Origin of the sequence: Sulfuritalea hydrogenivorans sk43H (assembly GCF_000828635.1) — a bacterium.
GTDB lineage: Bacteria > Pseudomonadota > Gammaproteobacteria > Burkholderiales > Rhodocyclaceae > Sulfuritalea > Sulfuritalea hydrogenivorans.
This window is the reverse complement of record NZ_AP012547.1, coordinates 2,017,994-2,033,054: the sequence shown is the minus strand read 5'-3', so window position 1 is coordinate 2,033,054 and position 15,061 is coordinate 2,017,994. Positions and strand designations below refer to the sequence as shown.

Below are 15,061 nucleotides of genomic sequence, written 5' to 3'. Positions count from 1 at the left end.
CCGACCATGAGCATTGTTCTCCAGGCGCCGGCCTACATTCGCGCCATTTCGCCCTATATCCCCGGCAAGCCGATCACCGAACTCGCCCGCCAGATGGGCATTCCGGTCGAGAAGATCGTCAAGCTGGCCTCCAACGAAAATCCGCTGGGCATGAGCCCCAAGGCACGCAAGGCTGTCGAGGCGGCTCTGGCCGGTGTCGAGCGCTATCCGGACCAGTTCGACCTGATTGCGGCGCTGGCCGAACGGCATGGCGTGGCGACCGGGCAGGTGGTGCTTGGCAACGGCTCGAACGATGTGCTCGATCTGGCCGCCCGCGTCTTTCTGGCGCCGGGGCGCTCCGCGGTATTTTCCAGACATGCGTTCGCTGTTTATCCGCTGGCGAGCATGGCGGCTGGCGCCGAGTGCATCGTCGCGCCGGCAAAACACTACGGCCACGATCCCGCGGCCATGCTGGCGGCAATTCGTCCCGACACCCGGATCGTCTGGATCGCCAACCCGAACAACCCTACGGGCAACTTCCTGCCGCAAGCCGAATTGCGCGCTTTCATCGACAAGATTCCGGCGGACATCGCGGTCGTGCTCGACGAGGCCTATACGGAATATCTCGCGCCGGCCGATCGGGCCGACACGGTGGCGTGGATCAAGGACCTCCCGAACCTGATCGTGACCCGCACCTTCTCGAAGATCTACGGCCTCGCCGGCTTGCGCATCGGCTATGCCGTGGCCCGGGCCGACGTGGCAGACCTGCTGAACCGGGTGCGCCAACCCTTCAACGTGAACAACCTGGCGCTCGCCGGAGCCTTGGCGGCGCTGGACGACCACGGCTTCGTCGCCGAAAGCTTCGAGCTGAACCGACGCGGCATGGAACAGATCGTCGCGGGACTGAAGCGCCTGGGCCTCGAACACATTCCGTCCCATGGCAATTTCGTCACCTTCGAGGTGAAAGACGGCGCGGCGGTGAACGGCAAGCTGCTGCAGCAAGGCGTCATCGTGCGCCCGATCGGCGGCTATGGCCTGCCGAACCATCTGCGCGTGACCATCGGCCTCGAAACCGAAAACGCGCGCTTCCTCGAAGCGCTGGAGAAATCGCTCTGATGGCGCAAAGCAAGATCGTCATTTGCGGCGTCGGGCTGATCGGCGGCTCTTTCGCGCTGGCCCTCAAGAAGTCGGCGCTGGCGCTACGGCGAAATTTGCAGGTGGTGGGAATGGGGCGCACGCGCGCGCCGCTGGAGCAGGCGCAGCAACTGGGTGTGATCGACGCGATCGCCACTGACTGGGCGTCCGCCCTCGACGGCGCCGATCTGGTGCTGCTCGGCATGCCGGTGGGCCAGATGCCGGCGGTGATGAGTGCGCTGGCACCGCATCTGCAGCCGCATACCATCGTTACCGACGGCGGCAGCACCAAATCCGATGTGGTCGCGGCGGCGCGCGCGGCCCTTGGCAACAAGATCGGGCAGTTCGTTCCCGGCCACCCGATCGCCGGTGCCGAGAAAAGCGGCGTGGCGGCGGCCCAGTCCGATCTCTATGTCGACAAGCGCGTGGTGCTGACACCGCTGCCGGAAAACTCGGCCGGCGACCTGAAGGCGGTACGCACAGTGTGGGAGCTTTGCGGCGCCAAGGTTTCGCAACTCGCCCCGCAAGAGCATGACCGCGTTTTCGCCGCCGTCAGCCACCTGCCGCACCTGCTGGCTTTTGCGCTGGTGCACGATTTTGCGCAGCGGCCGAATTCGGATCAGTTGTTCGGTTTCGCCGCCGGCGGCTTTCGCGACTTCACGCGCATTGCCAGCAGTCATCCCGAAATGTGGCGCGACATCTGCATCGCCAATCGCCAGGCCCTGTTGCAGGAACTCGACGCCTACATGGTCGAGCTGATGCGCACCCGCGTGCTGCTTGCCGGTGCCGATGCGGCCGGCCTCGAAACCCTGTTTTTGACGGCACGCGCGCGTCGCGATGCCTGGCTGGATTCCCTGTTGCCGCCGGGCGAGTGATGGACAGCCTGCATCTGCCGCCTTTGCGCGAGGCTTCGGGCAACGTCCGTTTGCCGGGTTCAAAAAGCATCTCCAACCGCATGCTGCTGCTCGCGGCGCTGGCCGAAGGCAGCACCGAAATCCGCGACCTGCTGGACTCCGATGACACGCGCGTGATGCTGGCGGCGCTGGGCAAAGTCGGCGTTGGCGTTACGGCGCTGGGCTGCAATGCCTGGCGGGTAGAAGGCTGCGACGGCGTATTCCCGGTCAAGGATGCCGATCTCTTCATGGGCAATGCCGGCACGGCGATTCGCCCGCTGACGGCGGCGCTGGCCCTGTCCGGCGGACACTATCGGCTTTCCGGAGTGCCGCGCATGCACGAGCGGCCGATCGGCGATCTGGTCGATGGCCTGCGGCAGATCGGCGCCGATATCCGTTACACGGGCAAGCCCGGTTTCCCGCCACTGGCCATCCATCCCGCGCACGTGAAACTTGCCACGCCGATCCGGCTGCGCGGCGATGTCTCCTCGCAATTCCTCACCGCGCTGCTGATGGCCTTGCCGCTTACCGGCGCCGAGGCCGTGATCGAGATGACGACCGAACTCATCTCCAAGCCCTACATCGAGATCACGCTGAACCTCATGGCGCGCTTCGGCGTGAAGGTGCAGCGCGAAGGCTGGCAGCGCTTCACGATTCCGGCGGCGCAGCGCTACCGTAGTCCGGGCGTGCTGCATGTCGAAGGTGACGCTTCGGCGGCGTCCTATTTCCTTGCGGCCGGCGCGATCGGCGGTGGGCCGGTGCGGGTCGAGGGCGTCGGCCGCGACAGCATCCAGGGCGATGTGCGCTTTGCCGACGCGCTCAAGGCCATGGGCGCCCACATCGCGTGGGGCGGGCAGCACATCGAGGCGCGTGCGCCCGAGTCGGGCAAGCTGAAGGCCTTCGACCTCGACCTCAACCACATCCCCGACGCGGCGATGACTCTGGCCGTGGCGGCGCTGTTCGCCGATGGCCGCTGCGTCCTGCGCAACATTGCCTCATGGCGCGTCAAGGAAACCGACCGCATCGCAGCGATGGCGACGGAACTGAGAAAGCTCGGTGCGTCCGTAGAGGAGGGCACCGACTATATCGCCGTATCTCCAGCGCCGACTCTTGTATCGAACGCGGCGATCGACACCTACGACGACCACCGCATGGCAATGTGCTTCGCGCTGGCCGCACTTGGCGGCGTGCCGGTCACCATCAACGATCCGTACTGCGTGAACAAGACTTTTCCCGATTACTTTGATGCACTGGCTGAAATCACTGCGCCGGTGATCGCCATCGACGGCCCCTCGGCCTCGGGCAAGGGCACCGTGGCCGAGCGCGTCGCGGCGGCGCTGGGCTACCACTACCTGGACAGCGGCTCGCTGTACCGGCTGACCGCGCTGGCGGCAGTTCGGGCCGGAGTGGCACTTGACGATGAAGTGGGTGTGGCGGAACTGGCAGCCGGTTTGCCGGCGAGTTTTGTTGGCGGCCGCATTCTCCTGTCGGACGACGACGTAACGGATGCCATCCGCACCGAAGAAATCTCGGCCGGCGCCTCGAAAGTCGCGGCCCTGCCAACAGTGCGGGCCGCGCTGTTGGCCCGGCAGCGGGCCTATCGGCGCTTTCCCGGACTGGTGGCGGACGGGCGCGATATGGCTTCGGTGGTATTCCCCGATGCCGCCGCCAAGGTGTTTCTCACCGCTTCGGCCGAAGCACGCGCAGAAAGACGCTATAAACAGTTGATCGCAAAGGGGATGCCTGCTAACATGCACGCCCTTTTGCAGGATTTGCAGGAGCGGGATGCACGCGACGCCCAGCGCAGCGTGGCACCCCTCAAGCAATGCGACGATGCGGTTCTGGTGGATACCACCCCGCTGGGCATCGACGAAGCAGTGGCTGCCGTGATGGCTATCGTCAAACGGCAGTCTTTGTGATCATGCATCAGGCAGGAAGTTTTTTTGCATCAAAGGTGTCGCAACGGCCGCCCGGCCTCTGCGACGAAATTCAACCAACCCGTCACCCCGGTGACAAACATCCGTAAGGTCCCTCACTCAATGTCTACTGCTGCTATTGCCGAAGCTACACAAGCTTCACCCATGGAGAGCTTTGCCGCTCTGTTCGAAGAAAGCCTCCAGCGCCAGGAAATGCGTGCCGGTGAAGTCATCACCGCCGAAATTGTTCGCATCGACCAGAACTTCGTGGTCGTCAATGCGGGCCTCAAGTCCGAAAGCATGATCCCCGTCGAGGAATTCCACAATGAACGTGGCGAACTCGAAGCCAAGCCGGGCGATTTCGTCCTGGTGGCGATCGAGATGCTCGAAGACGGTTACGGCGCAACGCGCCTCTCGCGTGAAAAGGCCAAGCGCATCGCCGCCTGGAACGATCTCGACAAGGCCATGGTCGACAGCGCCCTGGTCAAGGGTCTGATCACCGGCAAGGTCAAGGGCGGCCTGACCGTCATGGTCAATGGCATCCGCGCCTTCCTGCCCGGCTCGCTGGTCGATACGCGCCCGGTCAAGGACACCACGCCCTTCGAAGGCAAGGAATACGAATTCAAGGTCATCAAGCTCGACCGCAAGCGCAACAACGTGGTGGTCTCGCGCCGCGCCGTGCTCGAAGCCAGCATGGGCGAAGAGCGCCAGAAGCTGCTGGAAAACCTCCAGGAAGGCACCATCGTCAAGGGCATCGTCAAGAACATCACCGACTACGGCGCATTTGTTGACCTCGGCGGCATCGATGGCCTGCTGCACATCACCGACCTGGCCTGGCGTCGCGTGCGTCATCCGTCGGAAGTGCTCAACGTCGGCGACGAAGTCACTGCCAAGGTGCTCAAGTTCGACCAGGAAAAGAACCGCGTCTCGCTGGGCATGAAGCAGCTCGGCGAAGATCCGTGGGTGGGAATCTCCCGCCGCTACCCGGCCAACACCCGCCTGTTCGGCAAGGTCACCAACCTCACCGATTACGGTTCCTTCGTCGAGATCGAGCAGGGCATCGAAGGCCTGGTGCACGTCTCCGAAATGGACTGGACCAACAAGAACATCCATCCGACCAAGGTTGTCCAGCTGGGCGACGAAGTCGAAGTGATGATCCTGGAAATCGACGAAGACCGTCGCCGCATTTCGCTCGGCATGAAGCAGTGCATGGCGAACCCGTGGGACGATTTCGCGATGAATCACAAGAAGGGCGACAAGGTTCGTGGCGCCATCAAGTCGATCACCGACTTCGGCATCTTCATCGGCCTGCCCGGCGGCATCGACGGCCTGGTGCACCTGTCCGACCTGTCCTGGTCGGCCACCGGCGAGGAAGCCAAGCAGAACTTCAAGAAGGGCGATGAAGTCGAGGCCGTGGTGCTGTCGATCGATGTCGAGAAGGAGCGCATCTCGCTCGGCGTCAAGCAGCTCGATGGCGATCCCTTCACCAGCTTCGTTGCCACCCACGACAAGAACAGCCTGGTGTCCGGCACGGTGACCAGTGTCGATCAGCGCGGCGCAACGGTTGATCTGGGTTCCGAAGTCGAAGGCTACCTGCGCGTTTCCGAGTTCTCCCGCGATCGCATCGAAGACCTGACCCAGCACCTGAAGGTCGGCGACGTGATCGAAACCATGATCGTCAACGTCGATCGCAAGACGCGTTCGATCAACCTGTCGATCAAGGCCAAGGATCAGGTGGAGCAGAGCCAGGCAATGCAGAAGCTGGCTTCCGACAGTTCGGCCAGCAGCGGCACGACCAATCTGGGCGCGCTGCTCAAGGCCAAGCTCAACCAGAACCAGCAATAAGCCAGATCTCATGACCAAATCGGAGCTCATCGCCCGGCTGGCGGAGCGTTTTCCCCAGCTGGTGGCGAAGGATGCCGACTATGCCGTCAAGATGATGCTCGATGCCCTCACCGCGGCGCTGGTCCGCGGTGATCGCATCGAGATTCGCGGCTTCGGCAGTTTTGCCCTGAATTATCGGCCGCCGCGCGTCGGTCGCAATCCCAAGTCGGGCGACAAGGTGCAGGTACCTGAAAAGTACGTGCCCCATTTCAAGGCCGGCAAGGAGTTGCGGGAGCGGGTCGATTACCGGCCATGAGTCGCGGTGTTGCAACTCGCATCAAGGCGGCACCTTAGACAGGTGCCGCTTTTTTTCATTAATGTTTTCGACGACCTTGCCGTGACCACTTTGCTCAAGCTTCTTGTCTGGCTGTTGCGTATCGTGGTCTTTGTCGGGCTGTTCGGCCTGGCGATCAAGAACAGTGGCCCGATGGAGTTGCGTTTCTTCCTCGATCAGAGTTGGACAGCGCCGGTCTCGGTGGTCATCCTCACCGTGTTTGCCATTGGCGTCGCGGTCGGCCTGACGGCCGCCCTGGGCGCGTTCCTGCGTCCCCGGCGCAAATCCGATCGCGAGACGAGCTAGCGTCATGGAAATCGAACTCTGGTGGTTGCTGGTATTGCCGGCATTTTTCGGCCTCGGCTGGATCGCCGCGCGGATAGACATCAAACACCTCCTGAAAGAATCGCGTGCCTTGCCGCGTTCGTATTTCAAAGGACTGAATTTCCTGCTCAACGAGCAGCCGGATCAGGCCATCGAAGCCTTCATCGAGGCGGCGCGCGTCGATCCGGAAACCATTGAACTGCATTTCGCGCTGGGCAACCTGTTTCGTCGTCGCGGCGAGACCGACCGCGCGATCCGCGTGCATCAGAATCTCATCGAGCGTGACGGCTTGTCCGCCAAGCAGCGGCTGCACGCCCTCTCCGAGCTTGGCCAGGACTATCTCAAGGCCGGCCTGCTCGATCGCGCCGAGGAAATATTCGTCAAGCTGCGCGGCACCGACCGCGACGATGAAGCGCTGAAAAACCTGCTGGAAATCTACCAGCAGGAGAAGGAGTGGGCCAAGGCCATTGCCATCTGTGATGCGATGCCGAACCATTCCGACCATCTCTGGCAAAAGGAAATCGCCGAGTTTCGTTGCGAGATGGCCGCCAATGAAATGCTGCACGACCGTCATGACGAAGCGCAGCGCCTGCTTGACGAGGCGCTGGCCGCCAATCGGAAATGCGTGCGCGCCACCTTGTTGCTGGGCGATCTGGCGGCGAAAGTCGGCGCCGGTGAGACGGCGATCGACTACTGGAAACGCATCGAGCAGCAGAATCCGGTATATCTCGCGCTGGCGGCGGAGAAGCTGCTGGCGGCCCACATCCAGCTGGGCCGCAAGGAACAAGGCATCCAGCTGCTGCGCGGCTGGCTGGAGCGCCACCCGTCGCTGGACCTGCTGGACGCGGTATTCCGTGCCGAACTCGACAACGATGGCGCCGAGGCGGCCTACGCGCTGGTGCGCGATGAGCTGCGGCGCAATCCGACGCTGCTCGGGCTCGACAAGCTACTGGAGGCGCAGATTCTGGTGGTCCCCCCGGAAAAGCGGGCCGACCTGGAACTGATCAAGAACCTGATCCACAATCACACCCGCCGCGTCGCGCGCTATCGCTGCGATGCCTGCGGGTTCAAGGCGCGCCAGTTCTACTGGCGCTGCCCGGGCTGCGGCGGCTGGGAAACCTATCCGCCGAAGCGCACCGAAGAATTCGACATCACTCTTTAATCAACGCATGAAAATCACAGTCATCGGCACCGGCTACGTCGGTCTTGTTTCCGGCACCTGTCTAGCGGACGTCGGCAACGACGTACTCTGCCTCGATCTCGACGCGACCAAGATACGCACCCTCAACGAAGGCGGCATCCCGATCTACGAGCCGGGTCTGGAAGCCATGGTGAAGAAGAACGTGGCGGCGGGGCGCCTGCGCTTCACCACCGACATCGAAACCGCGGTCGCCCACGGCGTGCTGCAGTTCATTGCCGTCGGCACGCCGCCCGACGAGGACGGTTCCGCCGACCTGCAATACGTGGTCGCCGCGGCGCGTAACGTGGGGCGTCACATGACCGGCTACAAGGTCGTGGTGGACAAGTCCACGGTGCCGGTCGGCACTGCGGACAAGGTGCGGGTGGCGATTGCCGAAGAGCTGGCGGCACGAGGCGCCAAGATTGATTTCAGCGTCGTCTCCAACCCCGAATTCCTCAAGGAAGGCGCGGCGGTGGACGACTTCATGAAGCCCGACCGCATTGTCGTCGGCGCCGATGACTCGCGCGCCATCGAGTTGATGCGCGAGCTCTACGCGCCCTTCCAGCGCAACCACGAACGCCTGATCGTGATGGACGTGAAGAGCGCGGAGCTGACAAAGTATGCCGCCAATGCCATGCTGGCGACGCGCATCAGCTTCATGAACGAGTTGGCGAACCTCGCAGAAAAGCTCGGTGCCGACATTGAACTGGTGAGGAAGGGCATCGGCTCCGATCCGCGCATCGGTTTTCATTTCCTGTATCCGGGCGTCGGCTACGGCGGTTCCTGTTTCCCCAAGGACGTCCAGGCCCTGATTCGCACCGCACAGGAGGCCGGACAGGCTTTGCAGGTGCTGCAAGCCGTCGAGGCCGCCAACGAAGCGCAAAAGGGTGTGCTGGCGCAGAAGATCACCAAACGCCTCGGGGCCGACCTCAGCGGCAAGACCTTCGCCCTGTGGGGCCTGGCCTTCAAGCCGAATACCGACGACATGCGCGAAGCGCCGAGCCTGGTGCTGATCGCCGATCTGCTGGCGCGCGGCGCATCGATCCGCGCCTACGATCCGGTGGCCGCTCACGAGGCGCAGCGGATACTCGGTGAGAACCCGCGCATTCACTATGCCGCGACGCCGATGGATGCACTGGACGGTGCGGATGCGCTGGCCATCGTCACCGAATGGAAGGAATTCCGCAGTCCCGACTTCGAGGCCATCAAGGCCCGACTGAAGACGCCGGTGATTTTCGACGGCCGCAACCTTTACGATCCCGCCACGCCCCGCAAGGCCGGGCTGGAGTATTTCCCGATAGGCAGGCTATGAACACGGTTCCCGATACCTCGGCTACCCGCATCCTGGTGGTCGGCGACGTGATGCTGGACCGCTACTGGTTCGGCGAGGTCTCGCGGATTTCGCCGGAAGCACCGGTACCCGTGGTCAAGGTCGAGCGCAGCGAGGAACGTCCGGGCGGCGCCGCCAACGTCGCGCGCAACTGCGCGGCACTGGGCGCGCGCGTGGCCTTGCTGTCGGTGGTGGGTGCCGACGAAGCCGGACAGAATCTGGCGCGGCTGATGAAGGACTCCGGCATCGAATGCAGCCTGCACGAGGATGCCAAGCTCAGCACCACCGTCAAGCTGCGCGTGGTCGGCCGCCAGCAGCAACTGTTGCGCATCGACTTCGAGAACGCGCCGGATCACGAAGTGCTGCAAGCCAAGCTGGCGGATTTCGAATCGAAGCTGGCCGCCTGCGATGTCGTGATCCTCTCCGACTACGGCAAGGGCGGCCTCACCCATATCACCGAGATGATTCGCCTCGCCCGAACCGCAGGCAAGCCGGTACTGGTCGATCCCAAGGGCGAGGACTATGCCCGTTACGCCGGCGCGACGCTGCTCACGCCCAATCGTTCCGAACTGCGGCAGGTGGTCGGCCGCTGGCAGGACGACAAGGAGCTTGCGCAGAAGGCCACTCGCCTGCGCGATGAATTGAAACTGGACGCGCTGCTGGTCACCCGCAGCGAGGAAGGCATGACGCTGTTTTCGCCGGGCGATGTCTCCCATGAGCCGGCGGTGGCGCGCGAGGTTTATGATGTCAGCGGTGCCGGAGATACGGTCATCGCGACGCTGGCGGTGATGCTGGGCAGCGGCCTGTCCCTGCCGCAGGCCATGCGTCAGGCCAATCTCGCGGCTGGTATCGTGGTTGGAAAACTCGGCACTGCAACGTGTTCTCTCGACGAATTGAAACAGGTCAACTAGGGGTCCTATGTACTACGTCGTCACCGGCGCCTGCGGATTTAGTTCCAGCATAACCCGCGCTGCGCGCGCGTTAGCCTTCACTGAAACCGGCTGCGGAGAATTGATATGTACTATGTTGTAACCGGCGCAGCCGGTTTTATCGGCGCAAATCTGGTCAAGGCGCTCAACGAGCGCGGCGTGTCGGACATCATCGCGGTCGATAACCTCAAGCGCGCCGACAAGTTCCTCAACCTGACCGATTGCGAGATCGCGGACTATCTCGACAAGCAGGAGTTTCTGGAGCTTGTCGAACACGGCCAGCTGGATGGTGGCGTCGAAGCCATCCTGCATGAGGGGGCGTGTTCCGACACCATGGAAACCGATGGCCGCTACATGATGGCCAACAACTACCGCTATTCGCTGTCGCTGCTGGATTTCTGTGCCGAACAGGAAATTCCGCTGCTTTATGCTTCCTCGGCGTCCGTGTATGGCGGCGGTGGCGTCTTCCGCGAAGAGCGCGAGTTCGAAGCACCGCTCAATGTTTACGGTTATTCGAAATTCCTCTTCGACCAGGTGGTGCGTCGCCGTCTCGCCAGCACCGACTCCCAAGTGGCGGGCTTCCGCTATTTCAATGTCTACGGTCCGCGCGAGCAACACAAGGGACGCATGGCATCGGTTGCCTTTCACCATTTCAACCAGTATCGGGAAGCGGGCAAGGTCAAGCTGTTCGAGGGCTATGGCGGTTACGGCAATGGCGAGCAACGCCGCGATTTCGTCTATGTCGGCGACGTGGTCAAGGTCAATATGGACTTCCTGGAAAGCCGCACATCGGGCATCTACAACCTGGGCACCGGACGTGCGCAAAGCTTCAACGAGCTGGCTGCCGCCACCGTGAACGCCTGCCGCGCGCTGGAAGGCAAACCGGCGCTACCCCTGGCCGACCTGGTGGCACAGGGCATCATCGAATACATTCCATTTCCCGACGCACTGAAAGGCAAGTACCAGAGCTTCACCGAGGCCGATCTTTCACAGCTGCGCGACGCCGGCTACCGGGAGAAATTTTCGGCGGTGGAGGATGGTGTCGCCGAGTACGTGAAATGGCTCGCCAGATAAGCTGCCGGCCATGAACTGGAAAACGCTGGAAGATTTCGTCGGCAACACGCCGCTGGTGCAACTGAAGCGCATCCCCGGCACGGAGAACGCACGACGCAACAATGCGATTCTGGTCAAGCTGGAGGGCAACAATCCGGCCGGTTCGGTAAAGGACCGCCCGGCGCTGTCGATGATCGTCCACGCCGAGACGCGCGGCCGCATCAAACCCGGCGACACGCTGATCGAAGCCACCTCGGGCAATACCGGCATCGCCCTGGCAATGGCGGCGGCGATGCGCGGCTATCGCATGATCCTGATCATGCCGGAGAACCAGAGCGTCGAACGCTGCCAGACCATGCGTGCCTTCGGTGCCGAACTGGTGTTGACTCCCAAGGCCGGCGGCATGGAAGCCGCACGTGATCTCGCGGAAAAAATGGTGGCCGACGGCAAGGGCATCGTGCTCGACCAGTTCGCCAACCCGGACAATCCGCTGGCGCATTACGAGGGCACCGGTCCCGAGATATGGCGCGACACCGGCGGTCGCATCACGCATTTCGTTTCGAGCATGGGCACGACCGGCACCATCATGGGCTGCTCGCGCTACTTCAAGGAACAGAATCCCGCGATTCGCATCATTGGCTGCCAGCCCGAAGAAGGTTCGCAGATCCCCGGCATCCGCAAGTGGCCGGAAGCCTATCTGCCGAAAATCTACGAGGGCTCGCGCGTTGATCAGGTCGAACACGTAAGCCAGGGGCAGGCCGAGGAAATGGCGCGCCGGCTGGCGCGCGAAGAAGGCATCTTTGCCGGAATTTCCTCGGGCGGCTCGCTGGTCGTTGCCCTGCGCATCGCGGATCAGGTAGAGAACGCGGTGATCGTCAGTATCGTCTGCGACCGCGGCGACCGCTATTTGTCGACAGGGGTATTCCCCGCCTGATTTTTCGCCTTACTCAGGCAAGGCGATCTTGTTGTCGGTGCTGAACTGATAGTCGCGGAAAATGTGCTCTGCGGAAAGCAGTTGGTAGCTGCCGTCGTCATTGCGGCGGGTGGTGTCCTTCAGCCGATAGGTGTAGTGGCCGCAGGTCCATAACTCGAAATTGCGCATGTGGGTGCACAGGCAGGTTTTGTCCCACACCTGGACTTTTTTCGCATCCGGATGTGCCGCGACTTCCCGGTTGTAGGCTTCGATGTACTGGCAGTTGCCGGCGGAGTCCAGCAGGTAGCCGAAGGCTTCGCAGTTCGGGCGGATGCCGGAACCGATCGCCGGGCTGTTCTTCAGCATGCGCATCGGGTAACCGGTTGGTGAAATCGTGTTGACGACGATATCGTCCTCGCTGGCGCGGAGGTATTCCTGCTGCACGTCTTGCGGCAGGCCGCATTCGGTCGACACGGTAAAGCGGGTCGCCACCTGCACCGCAGCGGCGCCCATTTCCAGGAAGGCGACGGCATCCGAGCCGGTAAAAATGCCGCCGGCGGGGATCAGCGGAATGTCGAGCTGCTCCGCCTTCATCCAGTCCTGGATTTCGAGGACGATCTTGGCCAGGTCGTATTGCGACCAGTCCATGCCAAAGCCCAGGTGTCCGCCGGCGAGCGGCCCCTCGATGACAACATAATCCGGCAGGCGGTTGGTGCGCGCGCTCTTTTTCAGGAACAGCTGCAAGGCGCGCAGCGACGAAACGATGATGCCGAGCTTGACGTCGCGGAAGCGCGGATGATCCTCGATCAGCGCAAACGAACCCAGATGCAGTCCCGCTGCCAGGGTGATGCCGTCAATGCCGGCATCCAGCGCCGCCTTGAGGCGAACGCGCAGGGTTTCCTTCGGCGCGTTCATGGTCAACTTTTCCATGCAGTTGATGAAAATCAGGCCGTCGCCGCGTTTGGCCTCCATGGTGCGGCCGACATGCAGCGCGGTGGCCTCGGCGAGCAGGCCGAGATCGAACTTGACGATGGCCTTGTCGGAATTGGCGACGTTGAACTTGAATTGCCGGAGCTTGTTCTTTACGTACTTGGTGTTGAAGCGCCGGTCGGAAACCGTGGGCACCATCGCGTCCGAAATGTGGCCGATGCCACCCAGTCGCGCCGCTTCCAGCGAAAGCTCGGCGGTCGAGATGTCGACGCCCATGCCGCCGACCATGATCGGCACCAGTTCCTGCTTGCCCAGCCGCAGGCGAAAATCGTCGACGCGCTTCATTGCAAACTTTTCCAGTGTTTGACAGCTTTGTATTATCGCCTGCCAGGGCGCCGTTCTGATGCAATTGCGACGGAAAATTCTTGTTACTTAAGTCAATATCCGAAGCAGGGCTTCTCCGTAGCGGTCAGCCTTGGCCTGACCGATGCCGGGCACATCGAGCAACCCGGACAGGCTGGCCGGGCGCCGTGTCGCAAGTTCGCGCAGGCTCTTGTCGTGCAGGATGACGTAGGCAGGTACGCCTTGCTCGCGCGCCAGATCGGCGCGCCAGGCGCGCAGTGCTTCGAACAACGGTGCATCGGCCTCCGCCATGGGCGCCTCGGCCCCGGATCGCCGTGTCGCCAGCGCCGACTCGTGCACTCGCTGCCTGCCCCCGCCGCGAACACGGCTTGCCTGCTTGCGCAACGACAGCGTGGTTTCGCCTTTCAGCACCGGGCGCGCCGCGTCGGTCAGGCGCAGCCCGCCGTAGGCCTGCGCATCGGCATGCAGCAAACCGGCGGCGAGCAATTGACGGAACACCGAGCGCCAGCCGGCCTCGTCGAGATCGGTGCCAGCGCCGAAGGTCGGCAACTCGCCATGCCCGAACTGCCGGACCTTTTCGGTGGCCTTGCCGCGCAGGATGTCGATCAGGTGACCTGCACCAAAGCGCTGGCCGGTGCGCAGGGCCGCCGACATGGCTTTCTGCGCGGCGACGGTGCCGTCCCACAACTCGGGCGGTTCGAGGCAGGTATCGCAATTGCCGCAGGGCTTGGCTTCCTCGCTGAAATACCGGAGCAGCAGGGCGCGACGACATGCGGCGGTTTCGCACCACGCCAGCAAGGCATCAAGCTTGCCGCGCTCGACACGCTTCTGCTCGTCGCCGGCAACCGATTCCTCGATGCGCATGCGATGAATCACCACGTCGTTGAGCCCATAGGTCATCCAGGCCTCGGCCGGCTCGCCATCGCGGCCGGCGCGTCCGGTTTCCTGATAGTAGGCTTCGAGGCTCTTGGGCAGGTCAAGATGGGCGACGAAGCGCACGTCCGGCTTGTCGATGCCCATGCCGAAGGCAATGGTCGCGACCATGACGATGCCGTCCTCGCGCAGGAAACGCTGCTGATGGTTTTGGCGCACGGCCGTGTCGAGGCCGGCGTGGTAGGGCAGGGCGGCAATGCCCTGCTCGTTGAGCCAGTCCGCGGTTTCGTCCACTTTCTTGCGCGACAGGCAGTACACGATTCCGGCGACGCCCCGGTGCCGGGCCAGAAAATCGAGCAGTTGGCGGCGGGGATTGTCGCGTTCGACCACTGTGTAGCGGATATTGGGCCGGTCGAAGCTGGAAATGAACACACGCGCAGCGTCGAGGCTGAGGCGGGCGATGATCTCCTGCCGCGTCAGCTGATCTGCCGTGGCTGTCAGGGCAATGCGCGGCACCGTCGGGTAGCGCTGGTGCAGGGCGGAGAGCTGGATGTACTCGGGACGGAAATCGTGCCCCCATTGCGATACGCAATGCGCTTCGTCGATGGCGAACAGGGCGAGGCGATTGCGTTCCTGCAGGTGATCCATCAGCGCCAGGAAACGGTCGGTCAGCAGGCGTTCCGGCGCGACATAGATCAGGTCGAGTTCATCGCTGCGCAGCCGCCGTTCGATTTCGGAGGCCGTCGCAAAATCCTGCGATGAATTGAGGAAGGCCGCGCGCACGCCCGCTTGCAAGAGGGCATCGACCTGATCCTGCATCAGCGCGATCAGCGGTGAGACCACCACCCCGACGCCCTGCCGGAGCAACGAAGGTATCTGATAGCACAGCGACTTGCCGCCGCCGGTGGGCATCAGCACCAGCGCGTCGCCGCCGCCGATCAGGTGGTCGACGATCTCCGCCTGCGGCCCGCGAAACGAGGAATAACCGAAGACGCGGTGCAGGGTTTCAAGAGGGCTTGGCATGCGGAAACAGGCGGTGGCGGATGCGAGTCCGCATTATGCCCGCTGGCACGCTGTTATCATCGA

13 protein-coding genes are annotated in these 15,061 nt (G+C 63.0%); 11 read left to right on the top strand and 2 right to left on the bottom strand.

Annotation, left to right across the window (positions count from 1 at the left end):
• Positions 1–6 precede the first annotated feature (6 nt).
• The 11 genes from hisC to cysM all read left to right on the top strand — a co-directional run bounded on the left by hisC (position 7) and on the right by cysM (position 11,830).
• Positions 7–1,095: a histidinol-phosphate transaminase gene (gene hisC, locus SUTH_RS09875; RefSeq protein WP_041098942.1), complete on the top strand. Its 1,089-nt coding sequence runs from the start codon at positions 7–9 to the stop codon at positions 1,093–1,095.
• Complete coding sequence (locus SUTH_RS09870; RefSeq protein WP_041098940.1) at positions 1,095–1,988, top strand: prephenate dehydrogenase; 894 nt, start codon at positions 1,095–1,097, stop codon at positions 1,986–1,988. The genes hisC and SUTH_RS09870 overlap by 1 nt, the downstream gene beginning before the upstream one ends.
• Positions 1,988–3,925 (top strand): bifunctional 3-phosphoshikimate 1-carboxyvinyltransferase/cytidylate kinase, encoded by a 1,938-nt coding sequence (locus tag SUTH_RS09865; protein ID WP_041098938.1) that lies wholly within the window; start codon positions 1,988–1,990, stop codon positions 3,923–3,925. The genes SUTH_RS09870 and SUTH_RS09865 overlap by 1 nt, the downstream gene beginning before the upstream one ends.
• A gap of 120 nt (positions 3,926–4,045) precedes the next feature.
• Positions 4,046–5,767 carry a 30S ribosomal protein S1 gene (rpsA, locus tag SUTH_RS09860; RefSeq protein WP_171817350.1) on the top strand — a complete coding sequence of 574 codons (1,722 nt, stop codon included), beginning with the start codon at positions 4,046–4,048 and terminating at the stop codon, positions 5,765–5,767.
• Between the two features lie 10 nt (positions 5,768–5,777).
• Complete coding sequence (locus tag SUTH_RS09855) at positions 5,778–6,062, top strand: integration host factor subunit beta (RefSeq protein ID WP_041098936.1); 285 nt, start codon at positions 5,778–5,780, stop codon at positions 6,060–6,062.
• A 6-nt stretch (positions 6,063–6,068) separates the two neighbouring features.
• Positions 6,069–6,386, top strand: coding sequence for a lipopolysaccharide assembly protein LapA domain-containing protein (locus tag SUTH_RS09850; protein WP_231850988.1), 318 nt, complete (start codon positions 6,069–6,071; stop codon positions 6,384–6,386).
• 4 nt (positions 6,387–6,390) lie between these two features.
• A complete protein-coding gene (gene lapB / locus SUTH_RS09845; RefSeq protein WP_041098934.1) occupies positions 6,391–7,566 on the top strand; it encodes a lipopolysaccharide assembly protein LapB in 1,176 nt (391 codons plus the stop codon).
• 7 nt (positions 7,567–7,573) lie between these two features.
• Complete coding sequence (locus SUTH_RS09840) at positions 7,574–8,896, top strand: UDP-glucose dehydrogenase family protein (RefSeq protein WP_041098931.1); 1,323 nt, start codon at positions 7,574–7,576, stop codon at positions 8,894–8,896.
• The gene (gene rfaE1 / locus SUTH_RS09835) at positions 8,893–9,825 is read left to right on the top strand and encodes a D-glycero-beta-D-manno-heptose-7-phosphate kinase (protein WP_052473512.1); all 933 of its coding nucleotides are present in this window, start codon (positions 8,893–8,895) and stop codon (positions 9,823–9,825) included. The genes SUTH_RS09840 and rfaE1 overlap by 4 nt, the downstream gene beginning before the upstream one ends.
• Before the next feature lie 105 nt (positions 9,826–9,930).
• Positions 9,931–10,917 carry an ADP-glyceromanno-heptose 6-epimerase gene (gene rfaD / locus SUTH_RS09830; protein WP_041098929.1) on the top strand — a complete coding sequence of 329 codons (987 nt, stop codon included), beginning with the start codon at positions 9,931–9,933 and terminating at the stop codon, positions 10,915–10,917.
• 10 nt (positions 10,918–10,927) lie between these two features.
• The gene (gene cysM, locus SUTH_RS09825) at positions 10,928–11,830 is read left to right on the top strand and encodes a cysteine synthase CysM (protein WP_041098927.1); all 903 of its coding nucleotides are present in this window, start codon (positions 10,928–10,930) and stop codon (positions 11,828–11,830) included.
• A 9-nt stretch (positions 11,831–11,839) separates the two neighbouring features.
• On the opposite strand, the gene SUTH_RS09820 is transcribed toward cysM, so the two are convergent.
• Together SUTH_RS09820 and recQ are read right to left on the bottom strand one after the other, a co-directional pair.
• Positions 11,840–13,084: a nitronate monooxygenase gene (locus SUTH_RS09820; RefSeq protein WP_041098925.1), complete on the bottom strand. Its 1,245-nt coding sequence runs from the start codon at positions 13,082–13,084 to the stop codon at positions 11,840–11,842.
• 87 nt (positions 13,085–13,171) lie between these two features.
• Positions 13,172–14,998, bottom strand: a complete 1,827-nt coding sequence (gene recQ, locus SUTH_RS09815; RefSeq protein WP_041098923.1) for a DNA helicase RecQ — start codon at positions 14,996–14,998, stop codon at positions 13,172–13,174.
• Positions 14,999–15,061: the final 63 nt, after the last annotated feature.

Coding starts and splice junctions, on each gene's coding strand:
- cysM (WP_041098927.1), top strand. CDS start 10,928: ATGAACTGGAAAACGCTGGAAGATTTCGTCGGCAACACGCCGCTGGTG.
- SUTH_RS09840 (WP_041098931.1), top strand. CDS start 7,574: ATGAAAATCACAGTCATCGGCACCGGCTACGTCGGTCTTGTTTCCGGC.
- SUTH_RS09870 (WP_041098940.1), top strand. CDS start 1,095: ATGGCGCAAAGCAAGATCGTCATTTGCGGCGTCGGGCTGATCGGCGGC.
- SUTH_RS09820 (WP_041098925.1), bottom strand. CDS start 13,084: ATGAAGCGCGTCGACGATTTTCGCCTGCGGCTGGGCAAGCAGGAACTG.
- recQ (WP_041098923.1), bottom strand. CDS start 14,998: ATGCCAAGCCCTCTTGAAACCCTGCACCGCGTCTTCGGTTATTCCTCG.
- rfaE1 (WP_052473512.1), top strand. CDS start 8,893: ATGAACACGGTTCCCGATACCTCGGCTACCCGCATCCTGGTGGTCGGC.
- SUTH_RS09855 (WP_041098936.1), top strand. CDS start 5,778: ATGACCAAATCGGAGCTCATCGCCCGGCTGGCGGAGCGTTTTCCCCAG.
- rpsA (WP_171817350.1), top strand. CDS start 4,046: ATGTCTACTGCTGCTATTGCCGAAGCTACACAAGCTTCACCCATGGAG.
- lapB (WP_041098934.1), top strand. CDS start 6,391: ATGGAAATCGAACTCTGGTGGTTGCTGGTATTGCCGGCATTTTTCGGC.
- rfaD (WP_041098929.1), top strand. CDS start 9,931: ATGTACTATGTTGTAACCGGCGCAGCCGGTTTTATCGGCGCAAATCTG.
- SUTH_RS09865 (WP_041098938.1), top strand. CDS start 1,988: ATGGACAGCCTGCATCTGCCGCCTTTGCGCGAGGCTTCGGGCAACGTC.
- hisC (WP_041098942.1), top strand. CDS start 7: ATGAGCATTGTTCTCCAGGCGCCGGCCTACATTCGCGCCATTTCGCCC.